Below are 19,923 nucleotides of genomic sequence, written 5' to 3'. Positions count from 1 at the left end.
TAAGGAGGGGCTATGAAAAAGGATAGATCAATTACCACTACTACCCAGCTTTGCGCTGTTATTGGTAATCCGGTTGCGCACAGCCTCTCTCCGGCAATTCATAATGCCGCGTTTAACGAACTTGGTCTGGATTTCGTGTATGTTGCCTTCCGCGTAGAAGCATTGGGCAAAGCTTTGGATGGGATGCGCTCACTCCAGAATTTTCGGGGGATGAGTGTAACTATTCCCCATAAGATCGAGGCAATGAAGTTTGTTGATGAAATTGCTGAGGTGGATCGGGCAATTGGTTCGATCAATACGATAATTAATGAGAATGGAAAGCTTGTCGGTCTGGGCACAGATGGGCCCGGCGCGTTGAAGTCGCTGGTTGATGCAGGCGTCAAGCTTGCCGGTAAAAACATCCTGATGCTTGGAGCCGGAGGGGCTGCCAGGGCGATTGCTTTCACTCTTGCTCAAAAGGCACATCCCGGCAAGATTGTGCTGTTGGATGTAAACGAGACCCTGCTGAATGGGTTGGTTTCTGATCTTAAAACAGGCACTGAAACCATGATCGCTTCGGGGGCATTAAACGCAACTGTATTGCAGCAGGCGATGCCTGAGGCTGATGTTATCATCAACTGCACGCCCATCGGGATGCATCCTCATGAAGGGGTTTCACTTGTCCCTGTTGAGCTCTACCGTGCCGGACAGGTTGTTTTCGATGTCGTGTACACTCCACTTGAGACGAAACTGCTGGCAGATGCCAGGTCGCGTGGTCTGGTAACGGTCTCAGGGGTGGAGATGTTCATCAATCAGGCAGTCATGCAGTTTGAGCGTTTTACTGGAGCAGAAGCGCCTGTCGAGGTGATGAGGAGGGTGGTAATGGAGAAGCTTAACTCATGAATATTGTGCTGATTGGCTATCGCGGCACAGGTAAGAGCGAAGTCGGAGGCATTCTTGCCAAACGCCTTAACATGCAGTGCCTCAGCATGGATAAGGAAATCGTGCAAAGGGCCGGGATGTCTGTTTCGGAACTAGTCAACAAACATGGCTGGCCCGGTTTTCGGGATAGGGAGTCTGCAGTCGCAGCTGATCTGGCATTGATAGACAATTTGATAATTGATACCGGTGGCGGGGTTATCGAACGGCCGGAAAATATTGAGAACCTGAAAAAGAATGCCAGCATATTCTGGTTAAAGGCGTCTGTTACAACGATTGTTTCCCGGATTCAAAACTGCACTGATCGACCGTCTCTAACCGGCGGCAAAACCTTTACCGAAGAGATTGCTGAAGTTCTCGACCGCAGGACTCCCCTTTACAAAAAATCTGCAGATCATGAAATTGATACTGATGACTTAACCCCTGTTCAGGTCGCAGAAAAAATCATTGCTTTCTTGGGGGAGTAATCTCATCGCACCGAAACTATAGGTTTTTATGATATTAAGTCTCGAAGCTTTATCGTGAATTTTATAAGAACCATAAGAAAAATCTTTACCTTAGTTACTGCGCGAGAGCGGAGAAGAATACTGGCACTTTTTGTATGTATTCTTTTAACCGCTTTCATCGAGATGGTGGGGGTGGCTTCTATCATGCCGTTTATGGCTGTTGTTGCCAACCCTGGCTTGATACAGAAAACGAGCTTGCTGCTTGATTTTGGCAATTTCCTCGGCATTGCTGACCGCAGAGCTTATGTGATTTCGCTTGGGGTGATTGCCCTTTGTTTTCTGGTAGCGGGGAATATCTTTGCTGCTATAACGTCTGCATTTGTTATCCGTACTGGAGCCCGCCTTAACCAATCGCTGTCGCATCGCCTTCTGGCAGCATATCTTCATCGGCCATACGAGCAGTTCCTCAGAGAAAACAGCGCAAGACTCAACCGAAACATTCTCCATGAAGTTTATACTGTAGTTTTTCAGGTAATAAACCCGGCATTGAATGTCACTGCTCGTGTTGTCTCAGCCTGCAGTTTGATTATGCTGATGGTGCTGATCAAACCGGTGCTTGCGATCTTCATCGTATTGATACTCGGTGGTTTTTATACTCTCGCCTATATTATGGTGCGCAAGATCCTCAAATGGAACGGCGAACGCTACCATAAATTCAATAGGGAGTTGGCAGGCATTGTTGCCGATATCTTTGGCGGAATTAAGGAAATCAAACTGTTTGGCCGCGAGGCCGAGTACCTTGCCCGCTTTAAGGGACCGTCCTGTCATGTCATCAAAGGACAGACTGTCAGCGGCGTTGTGCCGCAGATGCCGCGATACCTGATGGAGGTAATCTCCTTTGGCGGCGTAATCCTGCTGGTAATTTATTATCTTGCTTCTGGCAAGGAGATCGCAACGGTTCTGCCGCTGATTACTCTTTATGCGGTGGCCGGGTATCGGCTGATGCCTTCTTTACAACAGACCTTTTCCGGAATTACCCAAATACGTTTCAACTATCCTGCCTTGAAGCTGCTTTGCCATGACTTGGGAGATACGCCCCTAGAATTCTTTGTAGATCGGGATAATAGCAGGGTCGAACCTCTTCACTTTGACAAGGAAATAAGGCTGGAGCAAGTGGCTTACCGTTACTACGGTGCTTCTACAAAAGCACTTGATGTTATAAGTCTGAGCATTCCGGCCAACAGTGTCGTGGCATTTGTTGGTGCGTCCGGATCTGGCAAGAGCACGCTCATAGACCTGATGTTGGGGTTATTGACCATGCAGGAAGGGGCTATGTTTGTTGACGGCATTCTCATAAAAGCTGAGAATATGTCGTCATGGCAACGAAATATCGGTTATGTCCCGCAGTCTATTTTTCTGTCGGATGATACCATAACCAGAAATATCGCTTTTGGTGTCCCAGCAGACCTCATAGATCATGTTGCTGTGCAGAAAGCTGCACAGATGGCAAACCTTCATGGATTCATCGAGACTGAACTCCCAGCAGGGTACGACACAGTAATCGGCGAGCGGGGGGTGAGGCTGTCAGGTGGCCAGCGGCAGCGGATCGGGATTGCCAGAGCTCTGTATCATGACCCCAAGATTTTGATCCTTGATGAAGCAACCAGCGCGCTTGACGTGATATCAGAGAATGCCGTGCTTGAGGCGATTAATACCTTGGCGCACAAGAAAACAATCATTATTGTGGCCCATAGGTTTTCAACCATACGGAATAGTGACCTTATTTATCTACTCGACAACGGTAGGATTGTAGATCGTGGGACTTATGAAGAACTCATGGAAACTTGTCCCAGGTTCCTGACAATGTCGGGAAGTCAAGGTGAATAGAGGGTTCTAGAGAGCTTAGGGATTGCCAATTTATCTATCGTTGTGTATACTCTGCCATTCTAAAGGAGGGGCAAATGAAGAAGGCGTTGATTACAGGTATTACCGGACAGGACGGCTCTTATCTTGCCGAACTGCTTTTGAAAAAAGGTTATGAGGTTCACGGGATCATCCGAAGATCCTCTTCTTTTAATACCGGCAGGATTGATGCTATTTACCGTGACCCACATGAGACCGGTGTTCGGCTTTTTTTGCATTATGGTGATTTGAACGATGCCAGTTCAATCAACAAGGTGCTGCGCGATGTCAGACCTGATGAGATCTACAACCTGGGAGCACAGAGCCATGTTCGGGTCTCCTTTGACGTTCCGGAATATACCGGTGAAGTTGATGCGTTGGGAGCGGTGCGCATCCTGGAAGGGATTCGTGAGACCGGCCTCAATACGAAATTCTATCAGGCATCTTCATCCGAGCTGTATGGCAAGGTCGTAGAAACCCCTCAGAAAGAGACCACTCCTTTTTACCCCCGCTCGCCATACGCCTGCGCTAAGGCTTATTCTTTCTATATCACCGTAAATTACCGAGAAAGCTATGGGTTGTTTGCCTGTAACGGGATCCTGTTCAACCATGAATCTCCCCGTCGCGGCGAGACCTTCGTAACCAGAAAAATTACCCGTGCAGCAGGCAGGATCAAGACCGGGTTGCAGGAAAGGCTATATCTAGGCAATCTTGACGCCAAACGCGACTGGGGCTTTGCAGGCGACTATGTTGAGGCGATGTGGCTGATGCTCCAGCAGACAGAGCCTGACGACTATGTGGTGGCCACTGGTGAAACCTGGTCGGTTCGGGAGTTTGCCGAACGGGTATTTGCCCGGCTTGACATGCCTATTTCCTGGCAAGGTATCGGTGTTGCTGAGAAGGGTATCGACAGCAAGACCGGTAAGGTGCTGATTGAGATCGATCCGAAGTACTTTAGACCTGCCGAGGTTGACCTTCTGCTTGGCGATGCCACAAAGGCTAGGACAAAGCTTGGCTGGCAGCCGAAGACCGATTTCGATGCTCTGGTAGAGATGATGGTTGTGGAAGATCTCGCGCTAGCCGAGCGGGAGAAGCGGGCCAATGGATAAACAGGCACGCATCTATGTTTCCGGGCACACTGGTTTAGTAGGTTCGGCAATCGTCAGGAAACTAGAGTCAGATGGTTACCAAAATCTCTCGTTGCGGACCAGCAAAGAGCTAGACCTGCGCAATCAGGCGGCCGTCGCCAACTTTTTCGAGAATGAAAAACCGGAATATGTTTTTCTTGCCGCCGCTCGCGTTGGCGGTATCGTAGCAAATAACAGCTACCCTGCCGAATTCATCTACGACAACCTGATGATCCAGACCAATGTCATTCATCAGTCATATCTCGCAGGGGTCAAGAAACTTCTATTCCTTGGCAGTACCTGCATTTATCCCAAGCTGGCGCCGCAGCCGATCAAGGAAGAATATCTTCTTAGTGGTCCCCTGGAGCCGACCAATGAGGCTTACGCTTTGGCCAAGATAGCCGGTCTCAAGATGTGCGAATTTTATAACCGCCAGTACGGTACCTGTTTCATCGCTGCCATGCCCACCAATCTTTACGGTCCCAACGACAACTTCGACCTCGAGACTTCTCATGTGCTGCCGGCTTTGATTCGGAAATTCCATGAGGCGAAGGTTAGCGGTGCCTCTTCTGTTACCATCTGGGGTACCGGGTCGCCGTTGCGGGAATTCGTCCATGTGGACGACGTGGCAGAAGCTTGTCTTTTCCTGATGCGGTCTTACAAGGGTGCTGAGTTCGTCAACATAGGCTCCGGTGAAGAGGTTTCCATAAGGGATCTTGCCTTGCTTATTCGAGACGTGGTTGGTTTTACCGGAGAACTTTTTTTTGACCCCACTAAACCGGACGGTACTCCGCGCAAGCTATCGAATGTTTCACGGTTACATGGTCTGGGGTGGCGGCACCGGTTTGGGCTTGAGGCAGGGCTGAAAATGACATATCAGTGGTATCTGCAAAATCAAGAGAGGTTTAATTAGAAATGACCGATAGCCAAGAAAGCCCGTTTTTACCGCAAGAGGAAGAGATCAATCTCTTGGACCTTCTGATGGTTATCGTAAAGCGTAAGCGTTTGGTTATTGGGCTGCCTGTTATTGCTGCAATTCTGTCAATTTGCTATTCGCTCAGCCTCCCCAATATTTACACCGCCACTGCTAAAATTCTTCCTCCACAGAAAGAAGGGGGTGGCGGAGGGCTATCTACACTTCTATCCCAGGCAGGAGGGCTTGCAGGGCTTGCAGGTGGAATCAGTGGGTTAAGTGGCCCGGCAGAGCTTTACGTTGGAATTCTCAAAAGTAGATCGGTCGGTGATGCAGTGGTGAAGCGCCTGAATTTGGTTCAAATATTCAAGGCGAAGTCTGTAGAAGATGCAAGAAGGAGCCTTGAAGGTACCGTTAAAATTCAGTCCAGTAAGGATGGAATTATAACCATCTCGGCAGACAACAAAGACTCCAAATTGGCTGCTCAGCTTGCAAACAGTTATGTCGACGAACTTGCCAGAACCAGTATTCGACTGAACCTGAGCAAGATAGGGACAGAAAGGGCATTTCTGGAAAAACGTCTTGACCTTGTTAGAGGTGACTTGAAAACTGCGGAAGAAAGCCTCAAGACATTTGCTCAGAAGAACCAAACCATTCAGATCGACTCACAGGCAAAGGCATCTATAGAAGGGATAGCTAAACTCAAGGCGGAATTGGCCACAAGGGAAGTTCAGTTGGAGAGCCTTCGTAGTTACCAGACAGATGAGAGCCCAGAAGTAAAGGCCCTTTTATCTACAATAGCCAAGTTACGCAAGGAAATTGGGGCTAATGCTGCAGCAAGTGGTAGTGGGGAGGGCATTCCGGGGCTTGGGTCAGTTCCGGGCCTTGGGCTCCAGTATGCACGGTTGATGCGAGAGCTTAAGACACAAGAGGCTGTTTTCGAACAGTTAACCAAACAGTACGAGATTGCAAAACTCTCTGAAGCCAAAGATTCTACAACCATTCAAGTTCTTGACGAGGCTGTTCCACCTTTAGGAAAAAGTAAACCCAAGCGGTCGATGATCGTTATCCTTGCAGCTGTCAGTGCTTTTTTTGTCGGAATATTTTGCGCGTTCATTCTTGAATATTTAGAAACACTAACCGATGAGGACCGCATGCGTCTTGCCAAGATGAAAAGGTTGGCTCTAAGCATGCGGGAATGATTACTAGTAATATGCTGAGAATTAGTACGTCTTTTCTTTATTAAATATTAAATTGTAGTTCAATTTTGTTAGTTATTGTAAGGATGGGTTTGAGAGCTTATTGAGAAATTAGCGAGTATTATGCGACTCATTATTTGACGAGGCTTGATCGAGAGGATACATGAAAAGCCGTAACTTTGTTGTTAGCCTATTTACAATACTTTTTGTATTTTTTTTGTGTAGAGATGCCAATGCCTACATAGATCCCAACACGGGAGGCTATGTATTTCAGATACTTTTTCCAATACTATCGGCTATTGCAGGAATTTTTCTTTTTTTTAAGAATCAGGTGGTTAAAATTTTTTGCAAAATTATTGATTACTTACGAAGTCGCTTCAAAGGTCCTTCCTGACTAATGACATCACTTCCAATATGTTCACCTTATAATGGAGGAAAGTAGTGGATTATCTTGATGCGTTGGAAAGCAAGAGTATTTGTGTGATTCGTGAAGCTTACCAAAAGTTCAGGGAGCGCACCGCTATGCTCTGGTCTGTTGGTAAAGATTCGACCACGTTACTTTGCCTTGTTAGAAAAGCATTTTTTGGTGAAATCCCATTTCCTGTCATACACATAGACACTGGATATAAGTTTCCGGAAATGTATGAGTTCCGGGACCGTCTTGCACGTGAGTGGGGATTTAAGGTTCTAGTTGCCCGCAATGAAGAACAACTTGAATGCGGTATGGGGCCTGGAAAAGGGGCAAAACTAGACTGCTGCACCGCATTGAAGACTAATGCATTGAAATATCTGATCGACCAGGAAGGCTTGCAAGCCATCCTTCTTGGCATCAGGCGTGACGAACACGGCATTAGGGCCAAAGAACGTTATTTCTCTCCTCGTGATGCTCAGTTTCAATGGGACTATGAAAACCAGCCAGCTGAGCTTTGGGATCAGTACAACTCATTCCTGAAAGATAATGAACATTATCGTATTCATCCGATCCTGCACTTTACCGAACTCGACATCTGGCGTTACGTCAAGCGCGAAAATCTACCCCTCGTTGATTTGTACAGAAGCTTTAATGGACGGCGCTACAGGAGCATAGGCTGTTTCCCTTGTTGTTCTCCTGTTCCGTCATCTGCATTTACGGTCGATGAGATTATTGCGGAATTGCAGTCTACAACCGAATCTGAGCGAGCTGGGCGAGCACAAGACAAAGAAAATCTCTACACTATGCAGAAGTTGCGCTCGTTAGGGTACATGTGATGCGCCCTTTCCCTATTGTCATCACCGGTCATGTCGATCATGGCAAAAGCACCCTAATTGGTAGGCTTCTGTACGACACTGGAGCACTGCAGGCAGACAGACTTGCTGAAATGCGTCAAAGCTCGCAAGAAATTGGGCGTTCAAATGAGTTTGCTTTCATTCTTGACGCCTTTGAGGAAGAGCGTCTGCGCGGTATTACTATCGATACATCACAGATTTATTTTTCCAGCAGCACTCGCCCCTATGTGATCATAGATGCGCCAGGACATCGTGAATTTATTCGTAATATGCTAACCGGTGCCACTTATGCAGAGGCAGCAGTCCTTATTGTTGATGCAGTGGAAGGAGTTCGCGAGCAGACCAAGCGTCACGCTAAACTTCTTTGTATGGTAGGTATTAAAAATATCTGTGTTCTGATCAACAAGCTAGATGCTGCTGGATATGATCGTAATAGATATCTTCAGCTTGTGGCCGATATCCGTGATCTATTTGATGAAATCTCTACTATTCCTTTCGCGATTATCCCTATCTCCGCGATGACCGGCGAAAATGTTGCCTCTCGTGCGAGGGACGGCGGGCTCTCTTGGTACTATGGCCCCTGTTTTCTTGAGGTGCTCGATGCGCTTGATATACCTCCTCTGGAAGAGCGGCCGTTTCGTTTTCCTGTACAGGACGTCTACAATCGCAAGGATGGGCAGATAGCTGTCGGCAGGGTGGATTCAGGCAAGGTGAAGACTGGCGATCATGTGCAAATATGGCCTGAAGGTCTCAGCGCAACGGTGCAGTCAGTAACAAAATATCCTGCTGCGGATGTGGGGTTTGCATCATATGGAGATGCCGTCGGCCTGGTGCTTGATAGATATGGTGCTTTGTCACGCGGCACTGTTATTACTAATGACCCTTCGCCCAAAACTACTAAGATCTTTACTGCAAACGTTTTCTGGTTCGGGGAGTCGTATTCGACGGGCAGACCTGTGGTAATTAGGTGTGCAACTCAGGCTGTTGAGGCTACTTTGGACCTCATGAAGGTTTATGATCCCGCTTCTCCTAATGAGGAACTTGATCCTGAGACGCTTAACATCGGAGAAATTGCTCGCTGTTCTATCTATACTGAACAGTTACTGGTAATTGATTCGTTCACTCATGTGCCTGAACTTGGTCGCTTTGTGATCGAATATAATGGTATTCCAGTCGGAGCAGGTATTGTATTGTGAGAGGCTTTATCTTCATCGGTGTTGATGGAATGGATCCTGTCATAACCGAGCAGATGATTGGGGTTGGCGCTCTCCCGAATTTTGAGCGTCTGTTGACAGGTGGAACATATGGCCGTCTTTCCACCATCAACCCTCCGCAAAGTCCTGTGGTCTGGTCAAGCATATCCACCGGAACAGTACCACGCGATCACGGTATTTTTGATTTTATTCATCGTGATCCGTCAACCTACACACCTTATCTCTCCCTACATCATCAAAAATCAGGTAAGTATGTGAATCCCGTATGTGGAGAAACTTTCTGGGAACGCCTGGCACAAGAGGGTGTTCCGTCCACTCTCCTTAAATGGCCAATGGGATTTCCTCCCCGTCATTTTTTAGGAGGAAAACTGCTCGCAGGTTTAGGGGTACCTGATGTGCGAGGGATGCTTGGTACCTATTCCTGGTACACCACAGAAAAGGGTTCACTTGCGGCAGATAGCAAAGGAAGAATTGTAGAAGTAGTCCCAATAAATGGCCGAATCGTGACCGACATTACTGGGCCTTTCGCAGTTTCATTTTCTGGGCGCAAAGCATCGACTCTGCCGCTTTTTGTCGAGTTTGATGACCGGCAGGCGACATTGAAAATCGGCAGAAAAACATTTCAACTTAAGCCAGGAGATTGGAGTCCATGGATATTTCTTTCATTTGATGTTGGTTTTTTCCGAACTGTTCAAGGTGTGTGCAGATTTTTGCTGCAAAGCACCAAACCAGATTTCCGTCTTTATCTGACTCCGATTCAGGTCGATTATGCAAGTTCCGAATTCCCTATCTCTACTCCTGATGGGTATGCCTCTGAACTACGAGACGCAATAGGCTCCTATGCGACCCTCGGCATGTCGGAAGACACAAACGCTCTTAATGACGGGGTTTTGTCAGATTGTGAGTTTATAGCGCTCTCTGATTCTATAATGTTAGAACGTGAGACTATGTTTATGTATGAACTCAACCGTTTTGCAGGCGGTTTGCTTGGGTGCGTCTTTGACACAATAGACCGCATTCAGCATATGTTCTGGCGCATGCGTGACACTGCCCATCCGCTGCATGATCCTGAGCTAGCAGTGCGGTATGGTGATGTTATCGGACGCTATTACTGCTGGATGGACCGAATACTGGGGACGGTAAGAGAGCGGCATCCGAATGTACAGATCATAATTTGCTCCGACCATGGATTCAAAAGCTACAATCACTCTGTACACCTCAACACTTGGCTTGAGCAAAACGGATATCTTGTTCGCAAGCCTGATGTCCCATCAACAGACTGCATGGCCGAGCTTTACGATTGGAATTGTACCGAAGCTTATTCAGTAGGTTTCAACAGTATCTATCTTAACCTCAAGGGACGCGAACGCCATGGCTGTATACTCCCAGAAGCGTCCCAACGTATTGCAAACGAATTGAAGAATGCTCTGGCAACGTTGGGTAATGGAAAGGTCTCTGCTGTACGTACCGTTCATTCAAGCCTCTGTCAGACTGGGCCGGATCTGGTGATTGGCTACAATGCAGGTTTTCGTGCATCCTGGCAGACAGCAGTCGGCAGCATTTCCGACGATTTAGTTATTGAAGACAACCTGAAAAAATGGAGTGGTGATCATTGTTGCGATGCGGATCTTGTGCCAGGGGTCTTTTTCGCCAGTGAAAAGACTTCTATACCACCAAATGTACTTGAAATAGCCTCCAAATTTTATGTTTAACCTCCCAGCTTTTACTAAAAGGGCCAATTATCTTTTCAAGCTTTGGGCTTGCTTCTTGGTATTTGTATTTCTGCCACTAGATCTTGTCTACCGACTTGATTCATTCTTGCTCTCAATGAGTTGGTTGGATGTAATGGTGAGCATTGCTGGTATGGTTCTGATACTGCTGCTGATTGCAGTGCTGATTGCTTTGGTAACAGTCTCTTGTTCTTTGCTGCTGGTCTTTACTGCAAGAGTTTTTAAAGCAAGTAGCAATTATTCATTTTGTGCTCAGCATTCACTTTTGACTCCGTACTTGCTACTCTTCTTGGCCTGTTATTTATTTGCCAGGCTATTCAAATTGTGGGTCATTAAGTTTCAATATGAGATTACTGTTAAGGCTTTGTTTATTGCCCTGCTGCTCGCAATCATAGTCTACTGGCGTAATCGACGAGATTTTCTGCATAAGATAGAAGTATTGGTTGCAAAGACATGGCTGCCTGCGTCGGTTATGGTCGTATGCTGTATTGTGCTGGTCGGGTGGAGGGTAACCACAAATAATCATAGTCAGACACATGTAATTGAGCGGGCAGGTAAACAGTATCCAGGCTCGGTCAAACAGCGGCCAAACGTCATTCTCATAACCTTTGATGCCCTTTCATCAGAGGATATGTCACTTTATGGGTATTACCTCAAGACTACCCCGAATATTGATGAATTTGGCAAGCAATGTTATGTATTTAATAATGCCATTGCAGCGGCGAATTGGACACGTCCTTCTGTTGCATCATTATTGACAGGGAAATATCCAGATACTCACAGATTGATAAACAATGGAGGTTTAGGGAATCTTTACCAGAAGCCCCAGGAATCTTTACCTGCCCTCTTAAAAGAATCCGGATATAAGACAATAGCTCTTGTGGCCAATTGGAATTATGCACATCCATATGCAACCGGTATTGCAGATTCCTTTGATATCAAACCATTCAGATACATTGCTTGGTATAATATGCCTGCTCTCCTTCAGCCAGGCATCAGATTCAATCATTATAGTTTACTTATTTCGTCAACCTATCGAATAAACACAATAGCATGGCTGCTTGAAATATATAATGAATGGGTTCAGATAGGATCTTTCAAGTTCAAGTCAGTGATGCCATTTTATCCACCAGAATTAGTGTTTAACGACGCGGAACATCTGATTTTAGAATTGAGTGACAAAGAACCAGCTACGCCGATCTTTATGTGGCTTCATGTTTTAATCCCTCATGACCCCTATCTACCACCAAAGCCCTTTAAAGGTAGTTTTCTTACCGGTGCAGATTTCAGCACATACGATCAGATGATTCGTTACGTCGGCAATTACGAGAAGGCTGATCAATCAACTATTGATCGTCTTCGTCTACGCTATGACGAGAATATTCTTTATGCCGATTCTGTATTTGGCAATTTCGTGGCAAATCTTCACAGATCAGGCAAACTTGATAATTCCATAGTCATAGTTTCTGCAGATCATGGCGAATCTTTTAATCATGGCTATCAAGGACATGGAGGCAACTCTCTGTTCCAGCAGTCAGTTAATATTCCTCTTCTTATCCGCGTTCCATTTAATTGCAAACCCAAAAATCGCGAAGTGAATGTCAGTCAAACTGATATTGCTCCAAGTATAATGAACTTACTAGGCTTAGATGTACCGATATGGATGGAAGGTGAGAGTCTGTTTAATTTAACTGAAAAGCAACTTTCAGTTAACAGGCAGATATTTTCTATGAACATTGATGGAAATTGTTTAAATGGAGCTATAACCCATGGATGTATAGCGGTAATAGCCAATGATTATAAATATATTTACAATATTGATAGCAAATCAGTTAAAATGTATAGCCTTAAAGCTGATCCTAAAGAAATTAATAATATTGCGCATGCAAAGCCATTAATTGCAAAAAAACTTCATAATATGATTAAAAGCAGACTGAAATTAACTAATGTAAACAAATAATTTGTGCATAGAGGGGTATATGGGTTTATTTATAGATAAATGCATAGTATGTGGAGAATTATCGGCAATCTATGATAAATATGCGAGTTCATATCTTAGCCTGCCTTCTTCAGTAAGAGTTAAAAAATGTAGTTGTGGGATGAGATGGTTATACCCTATCCCTGACGAAGAAGATTACATTAATATTTATTCTAATCAATACTATAATCATGATATGCTAGGTAAAGGTTCTTACAATAAGATGATCAAGTACAAATATACTTGGTTTAATTTAAGAATAGATCATTTAGCAAAAAAATATCCGAATCATAGGAGTATATTAGATATTGGCGCGGCTACGGGTGAATTCATCAAAATTGCAAAAGACAAAGGGTATGCAGCTGAAGGTATTGAATTATCAGAATATGCTTGTAAAGAAGCCTTAGCAAAGAACAATGTTTTTTTATATAACGGGACAATTGATAATTATTTAAAATGTAATCCAAATCGATTGTTCGACATTGTGCACATGGGACATGTTTTTGAGCACTTTGCTAATCCAGATGAAACTTTGAACAGTATTAGCTCACTTTTAAATGAAAACGGAATATTAGTAATTGAGGTTCCAAACCAGTTTAATTCCTTAGAAGACTTAATTAGGCTTTACCTTATTAAAGACAAAATTCAATTTACTTCTATGTCATTACACCATCCGTACTTCTACAGCAAAAGTGGCCTTCTTGCTTTAGTGCAAAGACATGGCTTTCAAGTTGACCATATAACAACTAATCCTAACGGCAGATATCTAAACAACATTGGTTATAATAAAATCATATTGCGAAATCTATTCAGGTTTGCCGAACTGGCTCTGGGGATGGGGCCATATATAGAATTGTATGCAATAAAACATAATGACCATTTGATATGAAATTGGGATTTTTTTTAAAATCAGCAGTAACTTTGAATACCATCTGGGCAACCATTTTTTCAGGCATAGGGAAATCAAGTGCTGCAATCATTCCTTTTTTTATCGCAGCCTGGTTTATTGACCAGAAGCAAACTGATGTCTTTTTTTACGTAAATACACTTGTTATGTTTTTTTACGGATTATTTTCGATTACTATTGAAGCCATTTCTGTCCCTTTTTTTTCTAAAGAGAAAACACATAACAACATTTCAGTTCTGTTTTGGAGGCTAACCTTATCATTAACAGTAGTCATATTTGCAGTTTGTACGCTAATTTATCTATTTTTCGATCCGTTGTTTGGATATTTTTCTAATTTTACTGCCATACAATTGGACATCGCTGCCGAACTTTTTATTGTTCTTATTCCATTTATTGTTTTTTCTGTTTTTAATTCAATTTTAGTATCTATATTTTATGTTAATAACGAATTTAGGCTGTCTTCGCTGTCATCGGGACTGAGATTTTTTGTGGCTTTGTTGTCTGGCTATTTATTGAAAAGCAATTTTGGGATTCATTCAATTGCGATTGGATATTCGGTTGGAGAATTGCTAAGGGCAATAATTATGCTCTTTAATGCGCATTGCATGGGTTTCATTCGCTTTACCTGGCCAAATTTTATTCTAACTGCAAGTGAAAAACAATATTTCAAGCATTTTTTACTTAATGCAACTGGCATGATATTTATTGGGCTGAATCCAATAATTACCAAAAGTCTTGCTTCTCAGTTTGGACCTGGTGGTGTTTCAGCTATTGAGTACAGTGAACGCCTTGGATTGCTTCCTAGCACCTTATTTGGTTTGGGCGCATCGAACGTTTTATTCGTATATTGGGCTAATACCTATAATTCGGATTCATTGTCGAATTTTAAAAGCAAATTTTATAAATCTAATTTCTATATTTGCGTAGCAATGATTATAATAATATCTATTGGTGTTTTATTTATTGACTTTTATTTGCCTCTTATTTTGCCTCCGCGTTTGCTTGGTGGTACATATGATATAAAATTGCTTATAATATTATTTATGATAATCAATTTGCCTTATATATTACAGGCTAATTTGGCAAGAGTTCAGTTTATCCGTCAGAACCAAAGATACTATGTATCTGTTCAAATTGTTTCTACATTGCTATATGCTTTGATGTCGTTTCAATTAGTTAAATTCCTAGCTCTTAAGGGACTGGTATTAAGTTGGTTCATTACAACGCTATTTCTCTTGCTAGCATATTTCTACGGATTTTTAATTTTGGGTAAATCAAATTCATGAGATATGTTAAATATATATTGTCTGTATATATCGTTCTTATACCATTTATTGAAATATATAAAAGTGGCTTTTTAGCTAGTCTTATAGATACTGGCTACGACAATAATAAATGGGTCGCATACATTGATGAAAGTATTGCATGTGTCTTGTTGGTGTTGTTAATAGTTTGTGCTCTTTTAAATAAAACAACTTATCAATTTAGGCTAATCCCTAAAAAAGCACTCGTTGCTTTTGTCTTCTTAGGTTTATACAGTGGTATTTACAATTACAATTCTATCTTGAGGACGATCTTGGGAATTGCTGACCTTTTGAAATATTTTATAATATTATTGGGTTTTACCATGTTTTGCAGGTGTAATGAGGCTGTGTTGAAAAAAGTTATTAATTGTCTGTATATAATCGGCGCCATCGCAAGTATAATGGCAATAATTGACGAAGCATTCTTACTAATTCAAAAAACAGATTTATTGATTCAGTTTTATCCGGAAACTACTAACATAGTTCGTTTTGTTAGAGGCCAGATCTGGGGTGCGATATCAATTTTCGGGCATCACAATGGGCTCGGTTATTTTCAGGCAGTTTTGACAACCATTTTGATTGCCGAATTAATGACACGGAGTAAGCCTCGTTCAGTTTCATTTTGTCTGCTTTTTTTATTGTTTTTAATTGGTCTTATACTTAGCACATCAAGATCATCAATATTTGCTGTAATTATCTCTTCAATATCGTTATTCACAGTTAGATTTTATGCTGGTCACGCAGTAGTGCGCAGAAAAACAGTAGCTTCCTATGTTTTCATTTTATTTGGAGTTTTTCTGGCGGCATTTTACCTTGCTAACTCAATCGAGGCTGAAACAAAAGCTTTATTTGAGGACCAAGAAAGTACATTACGCACAATGGCAGCGGCTAACGCATTGACTATAGTTACAAAATCACCTTTATTGGGGGTTGGTCCTGGAAGCTATGGCGGATCTGTTTCATTTAAGCTTCCTAGTCCAATATACGAAAACATCTATTTCCCTCCTAAGATATTCGAATTCGCGGAGAAAATACAATCGCTCGATTCCTTTTATTCTCAAATATTTGCTGAGTATGGAATTATTGGTGCTTTTGTTTTTTTATGGTTTATTTTTAGTCTGTCAAGTCATCTTAAAAAACAAGCCATGTTGTCCTTTAACAATGGCAATAAGACCGTGGCGGCGTTTCGTTTTGCCACAAGTGGCTTATTCGTTTCGTTTTACTTTTTATTCATGGGGGGTACTCTTAATAGCCCACTCTATGGATTGCTTACATGTGCCATTGCTGGCGCTGCGTTGGGTGCAAAGTTTAAAATTAAGTGCGTTTACTCCACTGTTTCAGCAACTTAAAGGACTTTATGTGTGGTATCGTTGGGATCATATCAGATCGTGAAACACAACTTTCTAGCTTGGAGAAGATGCGCGATACACTTGTTCATCGCGGGCCGGATGATTATGGAACCTGGACTGATTCTGGAGAGCTGTGGGTCGGCTTAGGCCATCGGAGACTCTCGATTATTGACCTTTCGCAAGCTGCACGTCAACCTATGATCTCTTCAGGACATAAAGCGGTTATTACCTATAATGGTGAGATCTACAACTTCAAGAGCATCAGAGATCAGCTTAAAAGCATAGGCTATAATTTCATCTCAAATTCTGATACCGAAGTAATACTGAATGCGTATCTTGAATGGGGAGATTCCTGTGTTGATCACCTTAGAGGGATGTTTGCCTTTGCAATTTGGGATTTGCGTAAAAAGCGCTTATTGCTAGCACGGGATCGTATTGGAGAGAAACCGCTTTATTATTTTTTTAATGGGAGGGATTTTGTCTTTGCATCTGAACTGAAGGCAATTGTTGCGTTCCCGTTTTTTAATAAAAAGGTTGACATGACCGCTGTTGCGGACTTCATGTCCTTTGGTTATATACCAGCACCTAAATCGATCTGGGTCGATTGCTATAAGCTTGAACCAGGCACTACTCTTTCATATGATCCGCGGACGTATCGCATTGAGAAGAGGCAATACTGGGACGTGGACTTTACAGCTGACTTCAAAACATCGAGGCACGATTGGGTGGAGGGGCTGCAGCAAAAGCTACGAGAAGCTGTTGATCTTACTATGGTTAGCGATGTCCCGATTGGTGCTTTTTTGAGTGGTGGTGTTGATTCCGGGAGCATCGTTGCAAACATGAGTGTTCTTTCTCGAGATGTTGCTACTTTTACAATTGGCCTTGAAAATGACCTTTTTAGTGAGGTGCCTTTTGCTCGAAAGGTTGCAGACAGATACCAGACTAAGCATTACGAAAAAATCCTGTCTCCAGATAATGTTGCAGAAATCTTTGATAAGATGTTATGGCATTTCGACGAGCCATTCAACGATTTTTCTTATTTCCCGACGTTCTATGTTTCACAAGAGGCCCGCTCTAGGGTTACAGTTGCTCTTTCAGGAGACGGTGGCGACGAACTAATGGCTGGTTATCCAAAATATACTCGATTAAAAAATTTTGAGATGCTTACGAAGGTAGTTCCTCGTTCAATAAGGTGCTTGACTATTGATTTGGCAGGGGCCTTAGTTGGTCGGCGCATTAAAGCGAATAGGAATTTCCAGCGACTTAAAACTACTCCAGAGTTAGTGCTACGTGATACCGTGGCACTGGTACATGCACCTGAAGATTTGGGGGGGATTCTTCATCAGGATTTGCGCAATTATCTTCACGAATATAATCCGCTTTCAATTGTTGATGACTATCTTAGTAATACAAAAGTTGATTCATGGGATATTGTTTCTAAAGCAAGATACCTTGATATGAAGATGAATTTGGCAGACGATATGCTAGTAAAGGTTGACCGCGCAAGCATGGCAAATTCGCTGGAAGTTCGCCCGCCAATCCTTGATTACCAATTTGTAGAATTTGCCAGCAAAATTCCGTCACATTTCCTTACGCATGGGTTACATGGTGGTAAGCACCTATTCAAAAAGTCACTTGAATCCACGGTGCCTCATGAAAACCTTTATCGCGCCAAAAGAGGGTTCGGCTTTCCTCTTGGAATATGGTTTAGAAGCCAGCTTAAGCCCAATATTGATGCACTCTTGAGAATGGAATTCTGTTTGTATTCTAAAGAGTATTTTCAAGATATTTTATCGAAACATTTGTCAGGCCAGATAAACGCACAATATCAGCTTCACAGTATCCTTTTCCTTGAAATGTGGAGCAGAAAGTGGTTGCAATAAAAAATGAAATCACAATTAAATATTATACTTGCACCTCATGCAACCTTTGAACGATGGCAGCAGGTTGGCCTTTTTGACCGGCAAAAGAAGTATTTTAAAAAAATGGCTTCAGAGTTTGATGTTTCAATATACTCAGCTGATACTGATGATTATTCAGAAAAACTGGGGATACTTCACCACTTTCCCAAGAAGCTAATTAACCGATATGGGATAAGGCACATTCAGTTTTACCAATTTATTCTGAAGCAGGCTCCAGCAATGAAAGGGATTATCCGCGTATATGGGACCTCAGTCCCTTTTCTCCAAACAGTTAAAAGAAAAAGTAATGCAAAACTGGTTGTAAGTTTCCATAATGATTGGGGCGCCGGTGTAAAAAAAGACCACCCATGGACCGTCGCTGCTGTAATTGGAAATCGAATTCAACGAAGTGCGCTTTGCGCCGCGGATCTAGTACTTGCAACCCATGAATGGCTAGCAATTCGAGCTGGCGAAATTACACCGGCTCCAATTGCCATTAATCCTAATTTTGTTGATGATTCAGTTTTCTGCTATTCGAATTGTAAAGAACCATTAATAGTTTTTGCTGGAAGAATTCATTGGTCAAAGGGAATTAAATATCTTATAGACGCATTTGCGAAAATTAAAGTTGAATTCCCTAGTTACCGTCTAATATTTGCTGGTGAAGGGGAAGAACGTCCTAACTTTGAAGCATATATAAAATCGCAACAGATAAAAGATGTAGTTTTTCTTGGAGCTGTTGAAAACAATAAACTTGCTGATCTTATGCGCCGAGCCGCGATATATGTATTACCTAGCGTAAATATGGAGGGGCATCCCAAAGCGCTCATCGAAGCAATGGCTTGTGGCGCTACTCCAATAGTTACTGACGTCCCTGGGAACAGAGATTTAGTGAGTGATGGCAAGAATGGTTTACTCGTAAAGTCTAAAGATACAGATAGTCTTTATAAAGCACTTAAGCAATTATGTGAGAATGTTTCGTTTAGGCAAATGCTCGGACAAGAGGCTTATAACAGCACAAAAAAATACGATTTCAATCGAGTAGTAAATAACGAAATTCAAGTAATTAGAAATAAATGCTAGTAATGTTGTTGCATCTTTATAGGTTCACAGGGGCTATTTATGTTTGATAAATTAGGCGAAATCAGGTATAGGCAAATTACTAAGTTAATTAATAGTTACAATCCAGTTAATAAAACAATATTAGATTTGGGGGCTGGCAATAACGCCATAAGCAATCATATATCATGCAATCAAGCGATTACTATCGATGCATTTGCTGATAACAATCCAGATATTGTCCATGATATCAGCAAAAATATTCCGCTTGATAATGGTATTATTGATATTTGTATTGCAGGAGAAATATTTGAACATATTTATCATGCTAAATTTCTTCTTGAAGAAATCCATAGAGTGCTTAAACCTCAAGGAGTTCTTATCCTGAGCGTACCTAATATAGTTGCTATTAAAAACAGAGTCTCTTTTTTGTTTGGTAGAATTCCGATGGTAGCAGCACGGGCTGATACTTTTTATACTGATGGGAGGCCGGGGCATATTAGAGATTTTAATCTCAAAGAAATGAAAATGTTACTACAGCAAACTTCATTTTGTGTGAAACAGGTTCTAGCAGATGGACTGTCTATTAGTGGAACAACTGTATTGATGCCGTGGATGCTTCCAAAGACATTTCAAGATAGCGTAATAATCGCTGCTGTAAAAAGTGAATAAAGTTGGGATCTGTAGATGAAAGTCAATTTCTTTCGCAA

General features: G+C 42.7%; 16 protein-coding genes. All 16 read left to right on the top strand.

Going from position 1 to position 19,923, the window contains the following annotated elements; translation table 11 throughout:
• Positions 1-12: 12 nt before the first annotated feature.
• A complete protein-coding gene (locus KI809_RS01845) occupies positions 13-882 on the top strand; it encodes a shikimate dehydrogenase (protein WP_214169807.1) in 870 nt (289 codons plus the stop codon).
• Positions 879-1,385 carry a shikimate kinase gene (locus tag KI809_RS01840; RefSeq protein WP_214169806.1) on the top strand — a complete coding sequence of 169 codons (507 nt, stop codon included), beginning with the start codon at positions 879-881 and terminating at the stop codon, positions 1,383-1,385. The genes KI809_RS01845 and KI809_RS01840 overlap by 4 nt, the downstream gene beginning before the upstream one ends.
• A gap of 54 nt (positions 1,386-1,439) precedes the next feature.
• The gene (locus KI809_RS01835) at positions 1,440-3,251 is read left to right on the top strand and encodes an ABC transporter ATP-binding protein (protein ID WP_214169805.1); all 1,812 of its coding nucleotides are present in this window, start codon (positions 1,440-1,442) and stop codon (positions 3,249-3,251) included.
• 74 nt (positions 3,252-3,325) lie between these two features.
• On the top strand, positions 3,326-4,375 hold the full coding sequence (gene gmd / locus KI809_RS01830; protein WP_214169804.1) for a GDP-mannose 4,6-dehydratase: 1,050 nt from the start codon (positions 3,326-3,328) through the stop codon (positions 4,373-4,375).
• Complete coding sequence (locus KI809_RS01825; RefSeq protein WP_214169803.1) at positions 4,368-5,306, top strand: GDP-L-fucose synthase family protein; 939 nt, start codon at positions 4,368-4,370, stop codon at positions 5,304-5,306. Before gmd ends, KI809_RS01825 begins: the two co-directional genes overlap by 8 nt.
• Positions 5,307-5,308: 2 nt before the next feature.
• Positions 5,309-6,508 (top strand): GumC family protein, encoded by a 1,200-nt coding sequence (locus KI809_RS01820; RefSeq protein WP_214169802.1) that lies wholly within the window; start codon positions 5,309-5,311, stop codon positions 6,506-6,508.
• A gap of 438 nt (positions 6,509-6,946) precedes the next feature.
• The gene (gene cysD, locus KI809_RS01815) at positions 6,947-7,753 is read left to right on the top strand and encodes a sulfate adenylyltransferase subunit CysD (RefSeq protein WP_214169801.1); all 807 of its coding nucleotides are present in this window, start codon (positions 6,947-6,949) and stop codon (positions 7,751-7,753) included.
• On the top strand, positions 7,753-8,967 hold the full coding sequence (locus KI809_RS01810; protein WP_214169800.1) for a GTP-binding protein: 1,215 nt from the start codon (positions 7,753-7,755) through the stop codon (positions 8,965-8,967). The genes cysD and KI809_RS01810 overlap by 1 nt, the downstream gene beginning before the upstream one ends.
• Positions 8,964-10,697, top strand: a complete 1,734-nt coding sequence (locus KI809_RS20845; RefSeq protein ID WP_214169799.1) for an alkaline phosphatase family protein — start codon at positions 8,964-8,966, stop codon at positions 10,695-10,697. Before KI809_RS01810 ends, KI809_RS20845 begins: the two co-directional genes overlap by 4 nt.
• A 133-nt stretch (positions 10,698-10,830) precedes the next feature.
• Entirely contained in the window at positions 10,831-12,675 is a 1,845-nt protein-coding gene (locus tag KI809_RS01800) for a sulfatase (protein WP_214169798.1), read from the top strand.
• A 19-nt stretch (positions 12,676-12,694) separates the two neighbouring features.
• Positions 12,695-13,582, top strand: a complete 888-nt coding sequence (locus tag KI809_RS01795; RefSeq protein WP_214169797.1) for a class I SAM-dependent methyltransferase — start codon at positions 12,695-12,697, stop codon at positions 13,580-13,582.
• A complete protein-coding gene (locus KI809_RS01790) occupies positions 13,579-14,886 on the top strand; it encodes a lipid II flippase MurJ (RefSeq protein ID WP_214169796.1) in 1,308 nt (435 codons plus the stop codon). The genes KI809_RS01795 and KI809_RS01790 overlap by 4 nt, the downstream gene beginning before the upstream one ends.
• Complete coding sequence (locus KI809_RS01785) at positions 14,883-16,253, top strand: O-antigen ligase family protein (RefSeq protein WP_214169795.1); 1,371 nt, start codon at positions 14,883-14,885, stop codon at positions 16,251-16,253. Before KI809_RS01790 ends, KI809_RS01785 begins: the two co-directional genes overlap by 4 nt.
• A gap of 8 nt (positions 16,254-16,261) precedes the next feature.
• Entirely contained in the window at positions 16,262-18,136 is a 1,875-nt protein-coding gene (asnB, locus tag KI809_RS01780) for an asparagine synthase (glutamine-hydrolyzing) (RefSeq protein WP_214169794.1), read from the top strand.
• A 3-nt stretch (positions 18,137-18,139) separates the two neighbouring features.
• Positions 18,140-19,237, top strand: a complete 1,098-nt coding sequence (locus KI809_RS01775) for a glycosyltransferase family 4 protein (protein ID WP_214169793.1) — start codon at positions 18,140-18,142, stop codon at positions 19,235-19,237.
• Positions 19,238-19,276: 39 nt separating this feature from the next.
• On the top strand, positions 19,277-19,885 hold the full coding sequence (locus KI809_RS01770; RefSeq protein WP_214169792.1) for a class I SAM-dependent methyltransferase: 609 nt from the start codon (positions 19,277-19,279) through the stop codon (positions 19,883-19,885).
• The last annotated feature ends 38 nt before the right edge of the window (positions 19,886-19,923 follow it).

It is taken from the genome of Geoanaerobacter pelophilus (genome assembly GCF_018476885.1).
Lineage (GTDB): Bacteria > Desulfobacterota > Desulfuromonadia > Geobacterales > DSM-12255 > Geoanaerobacter > Geoanaerobacter pelophilus.
The sequence above is the reverse complement of the archived record's forward strand: the minus strand, read 5'-3'. Positions and strand labels throughout refer to the sequence as shown.